The organism is Aeromonas sp. 602200, assembly GCF_049173895.1.
Taxonomy (GTDB): Bacteria; Pseudomonadota; Gammaproteobacteria; order Enterobacterales; family Aeromonadaceae; genus Aeromonas; species Aeromonas veronii_A.
The window spans coordinates 332,258-352,147 of the sequence record NZ_JAAKSL010000002.1 but is presented as its reverse complement, the minus strand read 5'-3'; the positions used below and the strand labels follow the sequence as shown (position 1 = coordinate 352,147).

The 19,890-nt window shown below is 60.1% G+C and carries 18 protein-coding genes; 4 read left to right on the top strand and 14 right to left on the bottom strand.

Annotated elements, in window-relative coordinates:
* Nucleotides 1-24 precede the first annotated feature (24 nt).
* Entirely contained in the window at nucleotides 25-453 is a 429-nt protein-coding gene (locus G5221_RS04655; protein WP_005338252.1) for a GNAT family N-acetyltransferase, read from the bottom strand.
* A gap of 177 nt (nucleotides 454-630) precedes the next feature.
* On the opposite strand from G5221_RS04655, the gene rdgC reads away from it, so the two are divergent.
* Nucleotides 631-1,542 (top strand): recombination-associated protein RdgC, encoded by a 912-nt coding sequence (gene rdgC / locus G5221_RS04650; protein ID WP_005347467.1) that lies wholly within the window; start codon nucleotides 631-633, stop codon nucleotides 1,540-1,542.
* A gap of 191 nt (nucleotides 1,543-1,733) precedes the next feature.
* Nucleotides 1,734-3,515 (top strand): gamma-glutamyltransferase, encoded by a 1,782-nt coding sequence (ggt, locus tag G5221_RS04645; RefSeq protein ID WP_421262902.1) that lies wholly within the window; start codon nucleotides 1,734-1,736, stop codon nucleotides 3,513-3,515.
* A 54-nt stretch (nucleotides 3,516-3,569) separates the two neighbouring features.
* Here ggt and G5221_RS04640 read toward each other — a convergent pair whose 3' ends face one another.
* From G5221_RS04640 to G5221_RS04610, 7 genes are all read right to left on the bottom strand, one after another.
* Nucleotides 3,570-4,040 (bottom strand): FKBP-type peptidyl-prolyl cis-trans isomerase, encoded by a 471-nt coding sequence (locus tag G5221_RS04640; RefSeq protein WP_005347462.1) that lies wholly within the window; start codon nucleotides 4,038-4,040, stop codon nucleotides 3,570-3,572.
* A gap of 174 nt (nucleotides 4,041-4,214) precedes the next feature.
* The gene (locus tag G5221_RS04635; RefSeq protein WP_005359054.1) at nucleotides 4,215-5,363 is read right to left on the bottom strand and encodes a sodium:phosphate symporter; all 1,149 of its coding nucleotides are present in this window, start codon (nucleotides 5,361-5,363) and stop codon (nucleotides 4,215-4,217) included.
* A gap of 314 nt (nucleotides 5,364-5,677) precedes the next feature.
* Nucleotides 5,678-7,024: an APC family permease gene (locus G5221_RS04630; RefSeq protein ID WP_021230506.1), complete on the bottom strand. Its 1,347-nt coding sequence runs from the start codon at nucleotides 7,022-7,024 to the stop codon at nucleotides 5,678-5,680.
* Nucleotides 7,024-7,164 carry a hypothetical protein gene (locus G5221_RS04625; RefSeq protein WP_005338239.1) on the bottom strand — a complete coding sequence of 47 codons (141 nt, stop codon included), beginning with the start codon at nucleotides 7,162-7,164 and terminating at the stop codon, nucleotides 7,024-7,026. The genes G5221_RS04630 and G5221_RS04625 overlap by 1 nt, the downstream gene beginning before the upstream one ends.
* A gap of 647 nt (nucleotides 7,165-7,811) precedes the next feature.
* Nucleotides 7,812-9,161: an APC family permease gene (locus tag G5221_RS04620; RefSeq protein WP_216954322.1), complete on the bottom strand. Its 1,350-nt coding sequence runs from the start codon at nucleotides 9,159-9,161 to the stop codon at nucleotides 7,812-7,814.
* Between the two features lie 367 nt (nucleotides 9,162-9,528).
* The gene (gene gabT, locus G5221_RS04615; RefSeq protein WP_421208590.1) at nucleotides 9,529-10,818 is read right to left on the bottom strand and encodes a 4-aminobutyrate--2-oxoglutarate transaminase; all 1,290 of its coding nucleotides are present in this window, start codon (nucleotides 10,816-10,818) and stop codon (nucleotides 9,529-9,531) included.
* A gap of 124 nt (nucleotides 10,819-10,942) precedes the next feature.
* On the bottom strand, nucleotides 10,943-12,406 hold the full coding sequence (locus tag G5221_RS04610; RefSeq protein ID WP_216953177.1) for an NAD-dependent succinate-semialdehyde dehydrogenase: 1,464 nt from the start codon (nucleotides 12,404-12,406) through the stop codon (nucleotides 10,943-10,945).
* A 418-nt stretch (nucleotides 12,407-12,824) separates the two neighbouring features.
* On the opposite strand from G5221_RS04610, the gene puuR reads away from it, so the two are divergent.
* A complete protein-coding gene (gene puuR / locus G5221_RS04605; RefSeq protein WP_337072501.1) occupies nucleotides 12,825-13,361 on the top strand; it encodes an HTH-type transcriptional regulator PuuR in 537 nt (178 codons plus the stop codon).
* 45 nt (nucleotides 13,362-13,406) lie between these two features.
* Nucleotides 13,407-14,684, top strand: a complete 1,278-nt coding sequence (locus G5221_RS04600; RefSeq protein ID WP_216953179.1) for an NAD(P)/FAD-dependent oxidoreductase — start codon at nucleotides 13,407-13,409, stop codon at nucleotides 14,682-14,684.
* A gap of 116 nt (nucleotides 14,685-14,800) precedes the next feature.
* On the opposite strand, the gene G5221_RS04595 is transcribed toward G5221_RS04600, so the two are convergent.
* The 6 genes from G5221_RS04595 to tsaA all read right to left on the bottom strand — a co-directional run bounded on the left by G5221_RS04595 (nucleotide 14,801) and on the right by tsaA (nucleotide 19,754).
* Complete coding sequence (locus tag G5221_RS04595) at nucleotides 14,801-15,049, bottom strand: DUF3297 family protein (RefSeq protein ID WP_005347440.1); 249 nt, start codon at nucleotides 15,047-15,049, stop codon at nucleotides 14,801-14,803.
* A 206-nt stretch (nucleotides 15,050-15,255) separates the two neighbouring features.
* The gene (locus G5221_RS04590; protein WP_040065876.1) at nucleotides 15,256-15,744 is read right to left on the bottom strand and encodes a TIGR00645 family protein; all 489 of its coding nucleotides are present in this window, start codon (nucleotides 15,742-15,744) and stop codon (nucleotides 15,256-15,258) included.
* Between the two features lie 181 nt (nucleotides 15,745-15,925).
* Nucleotides 15,926-17,308 carry an ATP-binding protein gene (locus G5221_RS04585; RefSeq protein WP_266134219.1) on the bottom strand — a complete coding sequence of 461 codons (1,383 nt, stop codon included), beginning with the start codon at nucleotides 17,306-17,308 and terminating at the stop codon, nucleotides 15,926-15,928.
* A complete protein-coding gene (locus tag G5221_RS04580) occupies nucleotides 17,308-17,982 on the bottom strand; it encodes a response regulator (RefSeq protein WP_216953181.1) in 675 nt (224 codons plus the stop codon). Before G5221_RS04580 ends, G5221_RS04585 begins: the two co-directional genes overlap by 1 nt.
* A 230-nt stretch (nucleotides 17,983-18,212) precedes the next feature.
* Nucleotides 18,213-18,761: a cytochrome b gene (locus G5221_RS04575; protein WP_266134218.1), complete on the bottom strand. Its 549-nt coding sequence runs from the start codon at nucleotides 18,759-18,761 to the stop codon at nucleotides 18,213-18,215.
* Nucleotides 18,762-19,049: 288 nt separating this feature from the next.
* Entirely contained in the window at nucleotides 19,050-19,754 is a 705-nt protein-coding gene (gene tsaA, locus G5221_RS04570) for a tRNA (N6-threonylcarbamoyladenosine(37)-N6)-methyltransferase TrmO (protein WP_421262901.1), read from the bottom strand.
* Between the last annotated feature and the right edge of the window lie 136 nt (nucleotides 19,755-19,890).

Genomic DNA, 19,890 nt, shown 5'->3' with positions numbered 1-19,890 from the left:
GTAAAACAGGGGGCTGGCATCGATTCAGGCAGGTTCGCAGCACATCCGGTATTGGGGGTGGCCGGTAAGGGGATCGGACTCCTCGGCCTCGATGACGAAGCCGTGTCGGCGATAGAAACGCACCGCCTGATCATTCTCGACAAAGACCCGGGCGTGGAGCGACGCCCCCTGACGCTTGGCCTCCTGCAGCAGGGCGTGGCCGACGCCGCGGCCCTGACGGTCGGGGCGTACGAACAGGGCGGCGAGATAGTTGTCCACCAGTGCCATGAAACCGAGCAGATCGCCGCGCTCCTCGAACACCCAGATGGCGGCGCGATCGAGATAGCGGGTACGCAGATCCTCCTGGGCCTGCCACCAGCAGGAGGCATCGACGAAATCGTGGGCCTGCAGGGAGGCCAGCAACCAGATTTCGACGATCTCTTCCATGTCTTCCGGGCGACTGGGCCGCAACATACCTTCATCCTTATTAACAATTTACTTTCGCAGTCTAGGAGAACTTGATGAACAAACAGGTGACATAAATGAGACCCTGTGAGGTCGATCGCCCTTTATTTAGCGAGAATGATTGGCTGATCACAAAGCGCCTCTCTAGTACAATGCCCGCCGGACAATCTAGAGACCGAGGACGCCATGTGGTTTAAAAACCTGCAGATTTATCGCTTTACCCGCCCCTTTGACCTGACCGTGGATCAGCTGGAAACCCAGCTGGAAGCCTGTGCCTTCACCCCTTGCGGCAGTCAGGACATCTCCCGTTTCGGGTGGGTCAAGCCCCTTGGCAAATTCGGCTCAACCCTGACCCACTCTGCCTCCGGCCACATCCTCATCTGCGCCCGCAAAGAGGAGAAGATGCTGCCCGGTACCGTGGTCAAGGAGATGCTGGCCGAGAAGGTAGAGGCGATCGAGTTCGAACAGGGACGCGCCCTCAAGAAGAAAGAGAAGGAGGCCTTGAAAGAGGAGATCCTCCACACCCTGCTGCCCCGTGCCTTCAGTCGTACCAGCCAGACCTTCGCCTGGATCAATCCGGCCGACAATTTGATGGTGGTGGACGCAGGTTCTGCCAAGAAGGCGGACGATCTGCTGGCGCTGCTGCGCAAATCCATCGGCTCCCTGCCGGTGGTGCCGGTGGCTCTCAAGAACCCGCCCGAGATCACCATGACCGAGTGGTTGAACGAGGGCAATCTGCCTGCCTCCTTCACTCTGGAAGATGAAGCTGAGCTGCGCAGTGCCATGGAGCACGGCGGCATCATCCGCTGCAAGCAGCAGGATCTGATGACGGATGAAATCAAGAACCACCTGGCCAACGACAAGCTGGTGACCAAGCTGGCCCTCAACTGGGGCGAGACAGTCAGCTTCGTGCTGGGGGATGATCTCTCCATCAAGCGTCTGAAATTCAGCGAAGAGCTGCGCGAGCAGAACGACGACGTCACCAGCGAAGATCCGGCCGCCCGTCTGGATGCCGACTTCGCGCTGGTCACCGCCGAGCTGTCCCAGTTTATCCCGGCGCTGTTTGCCGCCCTGGGTGGCGAAGAGCAGTCCATCTAACCGGACATGCGCCTGTTTGGCCTCTGCCATCCCATCGTAAAAGCCGCCTTCGGGCGGTTTTTTTATACCTATTGCGGATAGCCATTATTGATAGATGAGTAAGATATTGATCTTGTTCAATAACTTGAGCTGTCAGCGCCAATCGTGACATAGTCCCTCTTCATGGTCATAAAACAGACAAGGAGAATGTCATGTTGCGCAAACCTCTGGGGCTGGCTGTCGCCCTTGCCCTGCTGGCCGGTTGTGCCAGTGACAGCGGCTTTCACTACACCCCGCCAGCCCAGACCCTGATCGCGCCGGAGGCGGCCAGTGGCTGGACCGACAAGCAGGGCTGGCAGGGCCATGACTTCATGGTGGCGGCCGCCAACCCGCTGGCGGTGGATGCGGGCTACCAGATCATCAAGGCCGGTGGCAGTGCCGTCGATGCCGCCATTGCGGTGCAGCTGGTGTTGACGCTGGTGGAGCCGCAATCCTCCGGGATCGGTGGCGGAACGCTGCTGCTGGTGTGGGATGGCCGCAAGGTGAGTGCGGTGGATGGCCGCGAGACGGCGCCGGCCGCTGCCACCGACCAGCTGTTTATGCAAGATGGCAAGCCGCTGGCGTTTTATGACGGGGTGGTGGGGGGCCGCTCGGTCGGCGTTCCCGGCACCCTGCGCGCTCTGGCACTGGCCCATCAGCGTTATGGCAAGTTGCCCTGGGCTGCGCTGTTCGAGCCTGCCATCACGCTGGCAGAGCAAGGATTTGTGATAAGTCCACGGCTGGCCACATTGCTGGCCAAGGATCCCTATCTGGCACGGGATCCGGAGGCGCGAGCCTACTTCTATCAGGCGGATGGCAGCCCCAAAACGGCGGGTACCCGGCTGACCAACCCGGCGCTGGCCAAGGTGCTGCGCACTCTGGCAACGGAGGGGGCGGATGCCTTCTATCGGGGGCCGCTGGCGGATGCCATGGTGGCCAAGGTACGCCAGCATCCCACCAATCCCGGGGTACTGGCGGCCACCGATCTGGCCAGCTATCAGGCCAAACTGCGGGATGGCCTCTGCTTTGACTATCGCCAGAGCAAGATCTGCGGTTTCCCCACTCCCTCATCCGGCACTCTGGCGCTCGGCCAGATTTTCGGCATGCTGGAGAGCCGCGATATGGCGGCCCTCAAGCCGATCACCACGAAGGAGGGGGGGCTGGCTGCCTCCAGCGAGGCTATCCACCTCTACAGCGAAGCGGCGCGTCTGGCCTTCGCCGATCGCAACCAGTACGTCGCAGACAGCGATTTTGTCAGCGTGCCGGTGAAGGGGCTGCTGGACAAGGGCTATCTGGCCGAACGCGGCAAGCTTGTCGGTCAGCTTTCCATGGGGATTGCCAAGCCCGGTACGCCGTCACTGGCGCTGGCGCGCGGCAAGGATGCGACTCCGGAACTCCCCTCGACCAGCCATGTCTCGATCGTCGACAAGGCGGGGATGGCCATCTCCATGACCAGCTCCATCGAGGATGGTTTCGGATCGCGTCAGATGGTCAACGGCTACCTGCTCAACAACCAGCTCACCGATTTCTCCTTCACCTCGGTGGATGCCGCCGGTCTGCCGGTGGCAAACCGGGTGGAGCCGGGCAAGCGGCCCCGCTCCTCCATGTCACCCCTGCTGGTGTTTGACAAGCCAAGCGGCGAGCTGACCATGACGCTGGGCTCGCCGGGGGGCTCCGCCATCATCAACTATGTGGGCAAGACCCTGCTCGGTACTCAGGATTGGGGCCTGAACCTGCAACAGGCCATCAACCTGCCCAACTTTGGCAGCCGCAACGGCCCCACCGAGCTGGAAGCGGGACGCACCCCCATGTCGGTGGTCGAGGGATTGAAGGAGAGGGGACACGAGGTGGTATTGAACGAGCAGACCTCCGGCCTGCAGGGGGTTGAGCGCAACGCTGGCGGCTGGTTTGGCGCTGCGGATCCGCGCCGGGAAGGGATCGCCAAGGGGGAGTGAGGTTCCCATAGCAACAAGGCCAGCATGATGCTGGCCTTGTTGCTGATGGTGCGTTTATTGGATGCCCAACAGTTCCACGTCGAAGATCAGGACTGATCCCGGCGGGATTTTGCCAGCGGCGCGGTCGCCGTAGGCGAGGTTGGCGGGGATGTAGAAACGGGTCTTCTCACCTTCCACCATCAGCTGTACCCCTTCGGTCCAGCCAGCGATCACCTGATTGAGGCCAAACTCGATGGGCTCGCCACGGGCGACCGAGCTGTCAAAGACGGTGCCGTCCAGCAGCTTGCCCTCGTAATGCACCTTCACCTTGCTGGTGGCGGTGGGGTGAACGGTGCCGGTGCCCGGGGTCAGCACTTCGTACTGCAGGCCGGAGGCGGTGGTGGTTACCAGCGGCTTCTCCTTGTTGCTGGCGAGGAACTCGGCGCCAATCCGCACGTTGTCAGCCGCCAGCTTCTTGTTGTTGCTGCTGGAGTAGAAGTAGTAGGCCACACCGGCGATGAGCAGCGCGATCAGTATGAATTTCATCGGTTTTTCCTGTTCCATGAAATGTAAAAAGTGCAATGAGGACGCCATCTTATCGCGCACCGCCCCTGATGGCGAGCCACAGGGCGGGAGGATGTGAGCGGGCAGGCAAAGCCCGGCGAGCTGGGCGCAAAAAGGGGCGAGTCGCTGACTCGCCCCTTTTCATGGCAGCTGCGCTTACTTGGCGGCCACCATCATCAGGGCGGGCAGGGCGAAGAAGAGACCCGTTACATAACCCAGAGCCAGCAGCTTGTTCTCGCTGCCTACCCGGGCCAGCCCCTCGGCGGCGCGCACCGGCAGGTCGCGCAGGAAGGGGATGCCATAGATGATGACCACGGCAAAGAGGTTGAACAGCACGTGGACCAGCGCGATGGTCAGGGCCAGCTGGGCACCGGCTCCGCTGATGGCGGTGGCAGCCAGCAGGGCGGTGATGGTGGTGCCGATATTGGCCCCCAGGGTGAAGGGGTAGAGCTGACGGGTGCTGAACACGCCGCCGCCGGCCAGCGGGATCATCAGGCTGGTGGTGGTGGAGGAGGACTGCACCATGATGGTCACCAGCGCACCGGAGGTGATGCCGGTCAGCGGGCCACGGCCCAGCGCCTTGTGCAGCACCTCTTTGGCACGGCCAACCAGTACCTGTTGCAGCACTTTGCCCAGATAAGTGACGCAGGCGAGGATCAGCAGGATACCGATGACGATAGTGGCGATGGCGGCACCCTTGCCCGGCAGGAAGGCAACGGCGCTGTCAATCAGCTGCTGGGCCGGTGCGGTCAGCGGCTTCATGAAATCCATGCCCTTCATCGACATGTTGGCGGAGCCTACCAGCAGGTTGGCCAGCCACTCGGCGCTATGTTGCAGCAGGCCGAACATCAGCTCCAGCGGCAGGAAGATGAACACCGCCAGCAGGTTGAAGAAGTCGTGCACGGTGGCGGCGGCGAAAGCGCGGCGGAACTCAGCGCGATCCCGCACATGGCCCATGGAGACAATGGTGTTGGTGATGGTGGTGCCGAGGTTGGCACCCATCACCATGGGGATGGCCATGCTGATGGGCAGGCCGCCAGCCACCAGACCGACGATCACCGAGGTGACGGTGCTGGAGGATTGCACCAGCGCGGTAGCGAGAATACCCAGCAGCAGGGCGACAAAGGGGTTGTTGGCAAAGGCGAAGATCTGGGCTGCGCCCTCGGCGCCGCCGGAGAAATCTTTGAAGCCGTGGGAGATGGCGCCCACGGCAACCAGGATCAGGTAGACCAGTACGATGACACTCATCCAGTTGAACAGGGCGCGGGTCGCGGGCGGCTGTGACAAGGAGTGATGGTGTTGCATAAAGCCTCTTGAGACGGTCGTTCCGTCTTGGGTTGTTGATGACCCGCGCATTTAATCAGTGATAAATGACAGAAATATGACAAGGTGACACTTTTATGATGGTTTTATGACTTGCCTGGGTGGTTTGCACCGCTATTCGATGCTTGGTGTGGAGGGAATTATAGCTGGTGGATCCAATCGTCCTATCTCTTCCGTGTCAGTCCACACAGGAAGCAGGAGAGTGAGGTGGCAATAGTCGAGCCCCGTATTCAGCTCATCAAATAGCAGAAGGGGAGCCATGGCTCCCCTTCTGTCTATCCGTTATCCGCAGAGGATCAGGCGTCAGCCGCCTCTTCGTACTGGCGGAACGGGATGCGGAACACCGCCAGACGCAGGAACAGATAGGTTGCGCCGAGGCCCGCCCAGATCAGGCCCAGCTCCAGCGAGCTCTGCTCCAGGTTGATCCACAGAGCACCGATGGTGGCGGCGCCGAGCAACGGCATCAACAGGTAGATGACGTGATCCTTGAGGGTCTTGTTGCGCTTCTCGCGCACCCAGAACTGACCGATCACCGACAGGTTGACGAAGCTGAAGGCCACCAGTGCGCCGAAGTTGACCAGCGCCAGCGCGGTATCCAGATCAAACGACACGGCGGAGAGGGCCAGACCGCCCACCATCAGCACGTTGATAGCCGGAGTACGGTATTTCGGGTGGATGTAGCCAAATACCCGCTCCGGGATCATGCGGTCACGACCCATCACGTAGAGGATGCGCGACACACCGGCGTGAGCCGCCATGCCGGAGGCCAGTACCGCGACCGTGGTGCAGACCAGCACTACGGACTGGAAGAAGGTGCCGCCAACGTAGAGGGCGATCTCCGGCAGTACTGCATCCGGATGCTGGAAGCGGGCGAGGCTCGGGAAGTAGAGCTGCAGGCAGTAAGAGACCACCACGAAGATGATGCCGCCGATAAGGGCAGTCAGCACGATCGCTTTGGGGATCACCTTGCCAGCGTTTGGGGTCTCTTCGGAGAGGGAGCTCAGACCGTCAAAGCCCAGGAACGAGAAGCAGAGGATGGTGGCACCGGTAAAGAGCGGTACCAGCTGTGCTGACTCGAAGTGGAACGGACGGCTGCTCATCAGGGTGCCAGCCCCTTCACCGTGGTAGATGCCCCACGCCATCAGGCCGATAAAGAGGGTGATGATGGCCAGCTGGATCACCACGATCAGACCGTTGAAGTTGGCCACCAGATTGATGCCGCGCAGGTTCAGGAAGGTCATCACGGTCACCAGACCGAAGATGAACACCCAGGGCTCGACGCCCGGGAACATGGCGGTCAGGTAGATCTTGGCCAGCAGAATGTTGATCATCGGCATGAACATGTAGTCGAGCAGGGATGACCAGCCGACCATGAAACCGACGTAGGGGTTGAACACCTTCTGGGCATAGGTATAGGCAGAGCCCGCAGAGGGGAACTTGCGTACCAGATGACCGTAGCTGAAAGCGGTGAGCAGGATGCCACCCAGAGCCAGCAGATAGGCGGTGGCGACCCGGCCATCGGTGATGTCACCGACGATGGCGAAGGTGTCGAAGACAGCCATGGGGGTCAGATAGGCCAGACCCATCACAATCACTTGTGTCAGGGTAAGGGTCTTGAGCAGCTTGGCGTTTTGCGATGCCATTACGCTTTCTCCTCAATCAGTGCCGCAGCACGTGCTTGCAACGAGCGCAGGGATACGATGGATTCGCAAGCCTGTACATCAAGGGCGCCGGGGAGGCGCATACCGGGCTGTACCGGCAGGAAAGCATTAAAACGCCCCATTGTTATCCTCTCAACGTCGGGAGATTGTTTGGCAATCTCGGATATCACTTCCGGAAATGTTCCGGCCTCTTGTGGTGGGTTTGTACTGCACTTCAAAATAGAAAAACCGATGTCGCAGTGAACATCGGTCCTTTATTGGCGGCGTATTGTGCATTCGGTCCGCCCCCTTGACAAGCAAAAAAGGACCGATTAACGCATTTTTTTGCATACGCGCGAGACAGGTAAGTGGTCACTCTCCCCCTGCCGCTCTCCCCAAGCCACTCCCCCTTTTACGAGGGGAAAGAGAACCCTTCCATGGCGTATGAAAAAACGGCAAATCGGGGCTGCAGGGTGCATAGCGCCTCAACATTGATCCTGATCATATTTGGCGGCGTTCCCCCGGGCTCGAGTCCAGCGAACTTATCGGCTGGTGGGGGATGGGAGGGGGTGAAGTGGAAAAAGATCTATTGCATATTCATTCACATTAATGATTGAGAATAGGGGGCAATACGGCTCGGGTCATGGCACGGCGAGCGGCCCGGCTGGGTAGTTATTTGAAATCAGTCACACTTCCTGCAGAAACCGCGTTTCTGGCAACCAGCTCGCCGCAAAAACAACAAGGAGCCCGCAGGCTCCTTGTTTTGTATGGCGGTATGGTTGAGCCGCGATTACTGGGCGATCTCCACCTTGTCAGCAGGTTGTAGCGGGATGCGGAACACGGTGAGGCGCAGGAACAGGTAGATGGCACCCAGCGCCGCCCAGATCAGCCCCAGCTCGAAGGAGGCGGGTTCCAGATTGAGCCACAACACCCCGATGCAGGCGGCGCCACAGAGCGGCAGCAGCAGGTACATCAGGTGATCCTTGAGACACTTGTTGCGGCCTAGCTTCACATAGAAGTGGGCAATCACCGCCAGATTGACGAAGGTGAAGGCCACCAGGGCGCCAAAGTTGATCAGTGCCAGTGCCATCTCGAGATCGAACGATACTGCGGAGAGGGCCAGCAGACCGACCAGCAGCACATTGCATGCCGGGGTCTGCCACTTCGGATGCACATAGGAGAAGAAGCGACTCGGCAGAGCGCGATCACGACCCATTACATAAAGCAGGCGCGACACCCCGGCGTGAGAGGCGAGTCCCGAGGCCAGCACCGCCACCGTAGTGCAGACCAGTACCACCGCCTGGAACAGTTTGCCACCGACATAGAGAGCGATCTCCGGCAGGACTGCATCCGGTTGCTTGAAGCGGGAGATGTCCGGGAAGTAGAGCTGCAGGAAGTAGGACGTGCTGACAAACAGCACACCGCCGATCAGCGCCGTCAGCACGATGGCGCGGGGGATCACCCGATCCGCGTCCGGTGTCTCTTCCGACAGGGTGCTGATGGCATCAAAGCCGAGGAACGACAGACAGAGGATGGAGGCACCCATCAACAACGGCGAGATGTTGATCTGCTCGGAGAAGAAGGGACGGCTGCTGGCCACGGTCCCCAACCCTTCACCGTTGTGGACGCCCCAGGCGATCAGGCCGATGAAGACAGCGATAATACTGAACTGCATGATGACGATCAGGCTGTTGAAGTTGGCCACCAGCTTGATACCGCGCAGGTTGAGTATGGTCATCACCGCGGCCAGTCCGAAGATATAGGTCCAGGGCTCCACCTCGGGGAAGAGAGCCTGCAGATAGATCTTGGCCAGCAGCATGTTGATCATCGGCATGAACATATAGTCGAGCAGGGAGGTCCAGCCCACCATAAAGCCGACATAGGGGTGAAACACCTTCTGGGCATAGGTATAGGCGGAGCCTGCCGACGGGAACTTGCGTACCAGATGGCCGTAGCTCAGGGCTGTGAACAACATGCCGATGAGGGCAAAGAGGTAGGCGGTCGGCACATGGCCTTCGGTAATTTCGGTGACGATGCCGAAGGTATCGAATACCGCCATGGGAGTGAGGTAGGCAAGACCCATGACCACGACCTGCCACAGTTTCAGGGTCTTTTTCAGACCAACCGGTTGGGCGTTCATCATGCCTGTTCCTCACGCGGTGCCAGGGCGGCACACTCCATCAACGAAACCGGGAGAGAGGCCCGGAAATCAAGGGCGCCGGGGTGGCGCGCGCCGGTCAGAGCCGGCAGGAAAGCATAGAGATGCCCCATGTTGTTCCTCACAGAATGTGGTGTCGGGAGATTGCTGCCAATCTCGCTATCTTTTCCGGGGGTTATCCGGCCTCGTTTATGGGTTTGTTCGCTGCACAAAAAAGGACCGGTGAGATGTGGTGATACCGGTCCTTGCAGTGGCGGCGCATTGTGCATTTGCAGGGCCCCCTTGACAAGTAAAAAAGGGGGGCGAAACTGCATTTTTTTGCACAGGTTAGCGATTGCTTTCCTGCTGGTCAGTCCAGCACGGCCTCCAGCGATTTTTCAAGGAGTCGCAACCCTTCGTCAATCACTGCCGCAGGGGCGGTCAGGGGGGCTAGAAAACGGATGACATTTGCGCGCACCCCGCATGAGAGCAGGATCAGACCGCGCTTGCCCGCCTCGGTCACCAGACGTTTGGTGAGGTCGGGATCGGGCCGGCTGGCATCACGTTGTTTCACCAGTTCCATGGCCACCATGGCTCCGGGTCCACGAATTTGACCTATGCAGTCAAAACGCTCGGCTATGCGTTCCAGTCCCGCCTTGATCTGCTCACCTTGCGCCTGGGCCTTCTGGTTGAGCTGCTCCTCTTCGATCACCTGCAACACCGCCAGCGCGGCGGCGCAGGCAATGGGGGAACCGGCATAGGTGCCACCCAGGCCCCCCGGCTTGGCGGCATTCATGATCTCTGCCTTGCCGACTACTGCAGAGAGCGGGAAGCCCCCCGCCAGACTCTTGGCCAGGGTCATGATGTCCGGCTCGATGCCGGCATACTCGGTGGCGAAGGTCTTGCCGGTGCGGCAGAAGCCGCTCTGGATCTCGTCACAGATGAGCAGAATGCCGTGCTGATCGCAGATGCTGCGCAGCTTTTGCATAAAGCTCGCGGAGGCAGGATAGAAGCCCCCTTCTCCCTGTACCGGCTCGATGATGATGGCGGCAACGCGGGAGGGTTCGATGTCGGCGCTGAAGCAGAGATCGAGGGCGTGCAGGGCATCCTCTTCACTTACCCCCAGATAGTCGGCGGGGAAGGGGATGTGGTAGACCTCACCCGGGAAGGGGCCAAAGCCGGTCTTGTAGGGGACCACCTTGCCGGTGAGCGCCATCCCCATCATGGTGCGGCCGTGAAAGCCCCCCTTGAAAGCGATGGTGCCGCTGCGACCGGTATGGGCGCGGGCGATCTTGATGGCGTTCTCGACTGCCTCGGCACCGGTGGAGAGAAACAGGGTGCGTTTCGGGGTCGGGCCGGGCACCAGGGCGTTGAGCTTTTCGGCAAGCTCGATATAGCCCGGGTAAGGGGTGACCTGAAAGCAGGTGTGGCTGAATTTTTCCAGCTGCTCGCGCACCGCCGCCACCACCTTCGGGTGGTTGTGGCCGGTGTTGAGCACGGCGATGCCGGAGGCAAAGTCGATGTAGCGGTTGCCCTCCACATCCCACAGCTCGGCATTTTGCGCACGGTCGATAAAGACCGGCAGCAGGGTGCCGACGCCGTTGACCACGGCCGCTTCACGGCGTGCTTGCCACGCCTTGTTTGATTCTGACTGACTCATCTTTCCTCCCTGAGGGGCCGCAGCCCCGGATATTCCCTGAAAATGTGGTGGGCGATCTGGCGCCCATTACCGCCGAACAGCCCATCGGGCCAGATCGGCGGCCTGTCGTCTCTGTTTTACTGCCCTAGCGAATGGCGCCAAAGCAGAGATATTTGGTCTCCAGATACTCCTCCAGCCCCTCGGCGGCCCCTTCCCGGCCCAGACCTGACTCCTTGATGCCGCCGAAGGGAGCCAGCTCAGTTGAAATGATCCCCTCGTTGATGCCGACCATGCCGTATTCAAGCTGCTCGGCGACGCGCCAGACACGGGCGATATCGCGGCCATAGAAGTAGGCGGCGAGCCCATAAGGGGTATCGTTAGCCAGCGCGATGGCTTCAGCTTCCGTCTCGAAGCGCACCAGCGGGGCGACCGGGCCGAAGATCTCCTCCTGCAGGATGGGGTTGGTTTTATCCACCTTGCCCAAAATGGTGGGTTGGTAGAAGAGGGGGCCGGCGGGGTGGGCTTCGCCCCCCAGCAGTACTTCGGCACCGGCGGCGACTGATTGCTGCACCAACTCGGCTACCTTGCTGGCGGCGGCGGGGTTGATGAGCGGGCCGATCTGGGTGCCTTCCGCCATGCCATCTCCCACCTTGAAGGCTCTGACGGCAGCGGTCAGCTTCTCGGCGAAGGCGTCATAGATACTGGCCTGCACCAGAATGCGGTTGGCGCAGACGCAGGTTTGCCCGGCGTTGCGGTATTTGGAGGCGAGTGCCCCGGCCACGGCGGCGTCGAGGTCGGCGTCGTCAAAGACGATAAAGGGGGCGTTACCGCCCAGCTCCAGCGACAGCTTCTTCATGGTGTCGGCGCACTGGCGCATCAGCAGCTTGCCGATGCGGGTGGAGCCGGTGAAGGAGAGCTTGCGCACCACCGGATTGCTGCACAGCTCGTTGCCCACAGCGCTCGCCTGATGGCTGGTGACGATATTGATGACACCGGCGGGGATGCCCGCCTGCTCGGCCAACACCGCCAGCGCCAGCGCGCAGAGCGGCGTTTCTGCGGCGGGTTTGATGACGATGGTGCAACCCGCTGCCAGCGCAGGGCCCGCCTTGCGGGTGATCATGGCAATGGGGAAGTTCCACGGAGTGATGGCGGCGACTACCCCGACCGGCTGCTTGATGGTGGCCAGCCGGCGATCGCCGCTAAAACCCGGGATGGTGCGGCCATAGGCGCGCTTGCCCTCCTCGGCGAACCACTGGATAAAGCTGGCGCCATAGGCCACCTCGCCCTTGGCTTCTGCCAGCGGCTTGCCCTGCTCGCAGGTCATGATGCGCGCCAGCTCGTCGCTATGGGTTGTGATGGCGGCAAACCAGGCGTAGAGCTTGTTGCTGCGCTCCTTGGCGGTCAGCGCAGCCCAGGCGGGTTGCGCCGCGTGGGCGGCCGCGATGGCGCGGCGGGTATCCTCGGCATCCATGTCGGGCACCTGGGTAATGACGGCCCCGCTGGCAGGATTGGTCACCTCGAAGGTGCGGCCGCTGGCGGCCTCGCACCAGTGACCAGCTATATAGGCACGGGATTTGATCAAGCTTTGATTGGAACTGGTAGCGGACATGGCAAGCCTCGATGATGAAACCTGGCAGCAAGGTGGCGATGATGCGGCTCATCCTGTACTGCTGCCGTATAAAATAATAAGCACAGAGAGACCATAAATTGAGCGCAAATGTTTTTCAAGTGTTAAATATATTTGAATTGTTGGTGTGTCGCATGCTAGAAATTGGGCTGTGTAGCGCAGTTTAACCAGATGAACAGGGTGTCGCATGATAAGTGGTGTGCAAAATAATGAACGCCAGGCTGTGTAAGATAGCAAACAGTGATGCCATGGCTGGTCCGCTATTTTAACCAGTGGCAACAGGGAGGTGGCCAATGTACCAACGTGACAAGGGAATCGATGGCGGAGGCCTGCCATGAGCGGCGCGCCAACCCAGAGCAGCAGTACCCGCTCCGGTCAGGGGGCTGCACGGCAGGCGAGCATGGGGGAGCGGCTGGCAGCGGTGCGTCATCAACTGGGGCTCTCCCAGCGGAGGGCGGCCGAGCTGAGCGGCCTGACCCACGGTGCTATCTGCATGATCGAGCAGGATAAGGTGAGCCCCTCGGTCGCCTCGCTGCAAAAGCTGCTCACCGTATATGGCTTGCCACTGTCACGCTTTTTTGCCGAAGAGGAGCTGAGTCGCCCGCCGCAGGTGGTGATCAAGGGTGATCAGTTGATCGAGCTGGGCAGTCAGGGGGTCTCGATGAAGCTGGTGCACAACGGCAACAACCGCCGCCAGCTCGGCTTTATGCTGGAGACCTACCCCCCGGGCACCGACACCGGTGGTCAGGTGACCCACCAAGGAGAAGAGGTGGGCACTGTGCTGGAGGGTTCGGTGATCCTGACCGTGGCAGGAGAGAGTTATCAGCTGGAGGCGGGTGACAGCTATGTGATCGACACTGGCGAACCCCACAGCTTCAGCAATCCGTCGGGGGAGACCTGTCGCATCGTCAGTGCCCATACCCCGGCCAGTTTTTAATCTTGGAATAGGGTTTGCCAACCAAACCGGTAAGGAAACAGGATCATGACCGAACATGTAAACAGTTACTACGCAGCCAGCGCCAATAAACACGCGCCCTACCCGACACTGACCGAGCAGCTGGAGTGCGATGTCTGCGTCATCGGGGCGGGGTATACCGGCCTCTCCAGTGCCCTGCATCTGGTGGAGAAGGGCTACAAGGTGGTGGTACTGGAGGCAGCCCGGGTCGGTTTTGGCGCCAGCGGCCGCAACGGCGGCCAAATAGTCAACTCCTACAGCCGCGACATTGACACCATAGAAGCGAACTGCCCGCCGGATCAGGCCAGGCTGCTCGGTTCCATGCTGTTTGAGGGGGGGCAGATCATCCGCGAGCGGATCAAACGCTACAACATCCAGTGCGATCTGCAGGAGGGGGGCGTCTTTGCCGCCGAGACCGAAAAACAGTTCCACGAGCTCAAGGCGCAGCAGGCGCGCTGGCAGAAGTGGGGCAACGACAAGCTGGAGCTGCTCGATGCCAGAGGCGTGCGCGAAGTGGTGGCGAGCGATCGCTACGTCGGCGCCCTGCTCGACAAGAGCGGCGGCCATATTCACCCCCTCAATCTGGCTCTCGGCGAGGCTGAAGCGATCCGCATGCAGGGTGGGCAGATCTTCGAGCAGTCTGCCGTTACCAGCATCACCCCGGGCCAGCCTGCTCTGGTCAAGACCGCCAAAGGAGCGGTGAAGGCGCGCTACATAGTGGTGGCCGGTAACGCCTACCTCGGCAATCTGGTGCCCGAGCTCGCCGGCAAGAGCATGCCTTGCGGCACCCAGGTGATCGCCACCGAGGTGCTGGGGGAGGAGCGGGCCCGCGAGCTGCTGCCGCAGAATTACTGCCTGGAGGATTGCAACTACCTGCTCGACTACTACCGCACCAGCGCCGATCACCGGCTGATCTATGGCGGCGGCGTGGTCTATGGCGCACGGGATCCGGCAGATATCGAGCGGCTGATCATCCCCAAGATGCTCAAGACCTTCCCCCAGCTTAAAGACGTCAAGGTGGAGTACACCTGGACTGGCAACTTCCTGCTCACCCTGTCGAGGCTGCCACAGTTTGGTCGCATCGGCCCCAATATCTACTACATGCAGGGCTACAGCGGCCACGGTGTCACCTGCACCCATCTGGCGGGCAAGCTGCTCTCCGAGGTGCTGAGCGGTCAGGCGGAGCGTTTCGATGCCTTTGCCAAGCTGCCGCACTACCCCTTCCCGGGCGGTCGGCTGTTCCGTATTCCCTTCACCGCCGCGGGTGCCGCCTGGTATACCTTGCGCGATCGGCTGGGGGTATAAGGGCTGCCCAGCGAGAAATATGGTCTGGTGCTGGCGACGATGCCAGCACAAATGCCGAAAAACAGAAGGCCACCGCGAGGGTGGCCTTCTGTTTTACCCGAAGCGGGTGGCTGCGATTAGCTGTAATAGGCTTCGACGGTGCCCTTGAGCTTGATCAGAATGGGCTGACCACGGCGATCCAGCGCCTTGGGGGAGGGGATCTTCACCCAGCCTTCACTGATGCAGTACTCCTCGACATCGGTGCGCTCTTTGCCGTTCAGGCGAATACCGATCGGGTGCTCGAAGCAGGCTGCCACATAGTGAGGGCTGCGGGGATTGCAGGAGAGGTGATCCGGCAGAGCCGGTTTGGTACTGGTATCGCTCATCGATATAACCCGAAATGAATAAAAAGTGGGTCATTGTAGAGAATGCCGCCATGGCATTCAAGGCGACCACAATACCGGCCAAGGCGGGCGGCCATCTATGTTGGTGACTTGATTATCCCCGTTGCCAATCCATCCCCTGCTCGGGGCGACCGCTATGCCCGATCCGGATTGCGTTATCGGGCATAGCGTCTATTACAGGCTGACTTCTATTTGCGGGTCAGCTTGTCGAGGTAGCCCATGGCGAAGGCCGAGAGGACAAAGGTGATGTGGATCAGCAGGTACCACTTGATCTTGTCGTTGGGGAGGTTTTCGGCATTCATAAACACCTTGAGCAGGTGAATGGAGGAGATGGCGACAATGGAGGCGGCGACCTTGTTTTTCAGGGAGCCGGCATCGAGCTTGCCGAGCCACACCAGTTTGTCGCTCTCATCCCCTACATCGAGGCGCGAGACGAAGTTCTCATAGCCGGAAAACATCACCATCACGATAAGTCCCCCCACCAGGGTGATATCGATCAGCGACAGTGTGACCAGCACCAGATCCACCTCTTTCATCTCCAGTATGTTGGGCAGGATATGGAGGATCTCCTGAAAGAATTTCACCCCCAGTGCCAGCAGTATGAGGCTGAGCCCAAGATAGATGGGGGCCATGATCCAGCGGGATGCGTACATCAATCTTTCAAACATGTTTTCCATAGTGCGATTAAAGATCCATCAAATGGTTAACAAACGAGTCGGCCATAGCTTAACCGAGATGCCTCACATCTCAAGCATCTCGATAGCATATTGCTGAATTGGGTGGTGCCAGGCAGGATTTTTTAACCCCGGGGAGGGCGATGGAGCGGTTGGCAGGGCTCGTGGCCTTGCCCATCCGGTGTCAGGGAAGATCCAGGGTAAAGCGGGCACCGCCGAGGGGAGATTCATCGACCCGGATCTGGCCGCCGTAGCTGTGAACGATCTCGGTCACGACAGCCAGACCGATGCCCTGGCCGGGCGAGCTGTCAGCGCGCACGCCACGCTGAAAGATCTGCTCCGATTTGGCCGGATCGATGCCCGGGCCATCATCTTCTACCTCGATGCGTAACCGATCGAGATGGCGGCGTACTGTCACCTTCACTTCGCTGATGGCAAATTTGCAGGCGTTGTCGAGCAGGTTGCCCATCAGTTCCATCAGATCGCCCTGTTCGCCGTGGAAGAGGGCATCATCATCGAACTGGAAGTGGCTCTGCAGCTTCTTGTGGCGATAGACCTTGGCCAGACTGGCCAGCAGCTTCTCGATGAGCGGTACCGGCTCGGTGCCCTTGCTGGCGAGGCGCTGGCGACCGGTGACGGCTCGTCTGAGTTGGTACTGGATCATCTGATCCATGGTGAGGATCTGTTCATTGATGTTGTCGTGGATCTCCCTCCCCAGCTTCATTTCGCGGGTGGTGATCTGGATCAGCGCCAGCCGTGTTTTCAGGCTGTGAGCGAGATCGTTGAGGGCATGCTGGTAGCGCTGGGTCTGCTGGCGTTCGTTCTCCAGCAACTGGTTGATGGAGTCGGTCAGCGGGGCCAACTCCCGTTCAAAATCATGGGCGATAGCATCCCGCTTGCCTGCCCGGATGTCGTCGAGCTGATTGGCGATAGTGCGCAGGGAGCGGAGGCTCCAGAAGGTGGTGAGCAGCAGCAGCCCGGCCAGCAGCAGATAGGCGAGCAACGCCTGTTTGGCCGTCTGGTAGAGGTAGGCGCGGGACTCTTCGTGATAGCGTTTGGCCGAGTCAATCATCACCACGTAGTAGGCTGTGGTGCCGCTGCCGGGATTGCGGGTAAAACGCAGGCTGTAGACGAAGTAGCTCTCGCCGTTCTTGATGGTGTGCTTCTTGAAGAAGTAGTCGAGATCCATTCCTCCCAGATACTTCATCAGGTCCCGACAGATGGTCTGTTTGGCCTTGATCACCTCTGGCATATGGAGGCTCGACCAAATCAGCTCGCCATCGGCACGACAGATCAGCGTATCGAGATTGCTGTTACTGACCTGGCGGGAAATGCGTCCGATCTCGGTGGCTTCGCTGTTGACTGGCTTGGTAGAGGAGAACATCTTGGCCAGGTTCTCCTGCATGCCGGCGCTCGCCTTCTGGCTCTGCTCCTCCATGTGGCCGAGGTAGAGAGCATAGACGGCGAACCCCATGCTCAGTGCGATGACCAGCAGCGAACTGAGCAGCAGTTTGATGTGCAGAGAGCTGCGGAGCATCCTGATGGGACGTGGCAGATGAAACTGCATCAGCTACAGGAGAGGTTGAAGATGTAGCCCTGACGACGGATGGTCGAGATGGGTTGAATCGTCCCTTCCGGATCCAGCTTTTTGCGCAGGCGGCTCACCATCACCTCTATGGTGTTGGGATCCCCCTCTCCATCGCCGTAGAGCTGGTCGAGTAACTGCTGCTTGGAGACCACCTGACGGGCGTTGCGCATCAGGTACTCCAGAATCAGGTATTCAAAGCTGGTGAGCACTGCCACTTCACCGTCGATGGTCAGCTCCTTGCGGGAGAGATCCAGCTCGTAATCACCGGCCTTCACTCTGGGGGAGATAAAGCCGGCGCTGCGGCGCATCAAGGCATTGAGGCGGGCCAGCAACTCATCTTTCTGGAACGGTTTGACCAGATAGTCATCAGCCCCCGCCTCCAGTCCTTCGACCTTGTCCTGCCAGTTGCCACGGGCGGTCAGCACAATGATGGGGAAGGGGATCTGCCGTTCGCGCAGTTGGCGGATCAACTGCAAGCCATCCATATCGGGCAGACCGAGATCGATGATCGCCACATCAATGGGGTAGTCGGCGGCATAGTGCAACGCAATTCCGGCCTGATCGGTGCTGTATACCTGATTGTTGGCTTCGGTCAGCAGAGAGGAGAGGTGGTGATTGAGCAGCTTGTCGTCTTCGACCAACAGAATTTTCATGATGTGAACGGTCATAGGGGTCCAGACTGTCAATTAGAAAGTGTATGTCGCTTTGAGTCAATTCGAATCCTATCGTGCAGCTCCTGTATCGGGACTGAATCATAAGGCGTTCTGCTTGTAGAGACCTGTCAGAGGCCTGAGCAGTGGGCCGCTTCAGAGACACCGGTCTTGTCGCGTTCAAAAAACAGAAGGGGCAATGTGTGCCCCTTCTGTTTTTGTTCTGCTGCTTGTTAGCTGCGGCGCGGCGGCAGCATATTGGTGAGGGTGTTGTCTTTGAGAATATGGTGGTGATAGAGGGCGGCCACCGTGTGCAGGCCGATCAGGGCGTAACCGATATTACCCAGCGTCTCATGTACCTCCTTGATCAGCCCCTTGAGATCCGGACTGGGGGAGAGCAGGGCAGGCAGCTCAAGCCCGAAGAAGGGGATGGGCTTGCCCGCGGCGCTCAGCAGCAGCCAGCCAAACAGCGGGGTGAGAATCAGAAAACCGTAGAGGGCGAGGTGGGCCAGTTTTGCCAGCGTATGCATGATCGGGGAGAGCTCGGGCACGATACGCGGTGTCGGGCTCATCCAGCGCAGGGCCAGTCTGACAAACACCAGGGCGAAGATAAGCAGCCCCAGCATAAAGTGCCACTCCTTCATCAGATCCCGACCCGGGTCCCCTTTGGGGAAGATATCGCGAAATTCGATCAGGGCGTAGACGGCAATCATGGCCCACAGGGTTAGCCAGTGCAGCCCGATATTCAGGGTGCCATAACGTTGTTCACTGTTCATCAGCATAGGTTTGTTCCTTCGAAGTGCTGTCACATCCGTGTGGTATCCCCGCACTCAAGCGTGTCGGGGCGAGGCCAGATCCTTTGGCGGCAACTGCCGGGCAGTCATGCTTGCCATACATCGATAGCCTGCTTCTGGCATCAGTCAGAGAGGAGATGCCCTCTACTGTCTGCATGGTATCACTGGCAACCGGGTGGATAGTCTGATCAATGCCACACAATTTACAGGCTCATTAAGCCCCTTGTGACGTGAAGAAGGCGTGAAATAGCATCCGTGATGTCGGCCTGCCAAGGTTCAGGCAGGCTCGATGGCCAGCACCACGCAATCCGGTTCGTTGATGCGAAAACGGACGTTGCAGTCAAACAGCCGCACCCCGTACTCCTTCTCATCGGGTTTGCCCTTCTTGTAGGCGGGGCGCGGATCTTGCGCCAGCACTTCGCTCACCAGCTGGCGCAGCTCGGGATGGGCCTTGAGCCAGGGTTGCAGTTGCTGCTCGGCCTCGGCACTGAAGCTCACCGCCAGTGGCGGGGTGGGGGCGTCGGGGGCAAAGCCGCCACGGGCACCCGGCAGGCTGTCGGCATAGGGGATGTAGGGTTTGATATCAACGATGGGGGTGCCATCGAGCAGATCCACCGCCCCCAGCTCCAGCCACAGTTTGCCCCGCTCGCGGCCGACCCCTTGCAGTTCGACCACCGAGAGGCCGAGTGGATTGGGGCGGAAGGTGGAGCGAGTGGCAAAGACGCCGACCCGTTCGTTGCCGCCAAGGCGCGGCGGGCGCACCGTCGGGTGCCAGCCCTGCGCCATGGTCTGGTGAAAGACGAAGCTTAGCCACAGATGGGAGAACTGCTCGATGCCGCGCAGCACATCCGGCTGATCGTAAGGGGGGAGCAGCTCGAGGCGGGCGCGGGCCGATTTGACCAGTCCGGGCTGGCGGGGGATGGCGAACTTCTCCTTGTAGGGAGAGCGGATGATCCCGAGGGTGTCGATTTCGAACTTCATGGCGGATCCTGACTGAAAACCCCGGCAATTTAGCACAGGCGGCCCCAAAACGCAGGCTTGGCCTCGCTACGCCCTTTTCTGCGGCGCTGCCGTGATCCCTGTCCCATCCCGGCCAGTCGGGGGCTGTGCCCGCGCG

Bases quoted from the DNA above. Each gene is read 5' to 3' on its own strand.
- G5221_RS04655 (WP_005338252.1), bottom strand. From the start codon at position 453: ATGTTGCGGCCCAGTCGCCCGGAAGACATGGAAGAGATCGTCGAAATC.
- rdgC (WP_005347467.1), top strand. From the start codon at position 631: ATGTGGTTTAAAAACCTGCAGATTTATCGCTTTACCCGCCCCTTTGAC.
- ggt (WP_421262902.1), top strand. From the start codon at position 1,734: ATGTTGCGCAAACCTCTGGGGCTGGCTGTCGCCCTTGCCCTGCTGGCC.
- G5221_RS04640 (WP_005347462.1), bottom strand. From the start codon at position 4,040: ATGAAATTCATACTGATCGCGCTGCTCATCGCCGGTGTGGCCTACTAC.
- G5221_RS04635 (WP_005359054.1), bottom strand. From the start codon at position 5,363: ATGCAACACCATCACTCCTTGTCACAGCCGCCCGCGACCCGCGCCCTG.
- G5221_RS04630 (WP_021230506.1), bottom strand. From the start codon at position 7,024: ATGGCATCGCAAAACGCCAAGCTGCTCAAGACCCTTACCCTGACACAA.
- G5221_RS04625 (WP_005338239.1), bottom strand. From the start codon at position 7,164: ATGGGGCGTTTTAATGCTTTCCTGCCGGTACAGCCCGGTATGCGCCTC.
- G5221_RS04620 (WP_216954322.1), bottom strand. From the start codon at position 9,161: ATGAACGCCCAACCGGTTGGTCTGAAAAAGACCCTGAAACTGTGGCAG.
- gabT (WP_421208590.1), bottom strand. From the start codon at position 10,818: ATGAGTCAGTCAGAATCAAACAAGGCGTGGCAAGCACGCCGTGAAGCG.
- G5221_RS04610 (WP_216953177.1), bottom strand. From the start codon at position 12,406: ATGTCCGCTACCAGTTCCAATCAAAGCTTGATCAAATCCCGTGCCTAT.
- puuR (WP_337072501.1), top strand. From the start codon at position 12,825: ATGGGGGAGCGGCTGGCAGCGGTGCGTCATCAACTGGGGCTCTCCCAG.
- G5221_RS04600 (WP_216953179.1), top strand. From the start codon at position 13,407: ATGACCGAACATGTAAACAGTTACTACGCAGCCAGCGCCAATAAACAC.
- G5221_RS04595 (WP_005347440.1), bottom strand. From the start codon at position 15,049: ATGAGCGATACCAGTACCAAACCGGCTCTGCCGGATCACCTCTCCTGC.
- G5221_RS04590 (WP_040065876.1), bottom strand. From the start codon at position 15,744: ATGGAAAACATGTTTGAAAGATTGATGTACGCATCCCGCTGGATCATG.
- G5221_RS04585 (WP_266134219.1), bottom strand. From the start codon at position 17,308: ATGCAGTTTCATCTGCCACGTCCCATCAGGATGCTCCGCAGCTCTCTG.
- G5221_RS04580 (WP_216953181.1), bottom strand. From the start codon at position 17,982: ATGAAAATTCTGTTGGTCGAAGACGACAAGCTGCTCAATCACCACCTC.
- G5221_RS04575 (WP_266134218.1), bottom strand. From the start codon at position 18,761: ATGCTGATGAACAGTGAACAACGTTATGGCACCCTGAATATCGGGCTG.
- tsaA (WP_421262901.1), bottom strand. From the start codon at position 19,754: ATGAAGTTCGAAATCGACACCCTCGGGATCATCCGCTCTCCCTACAAG.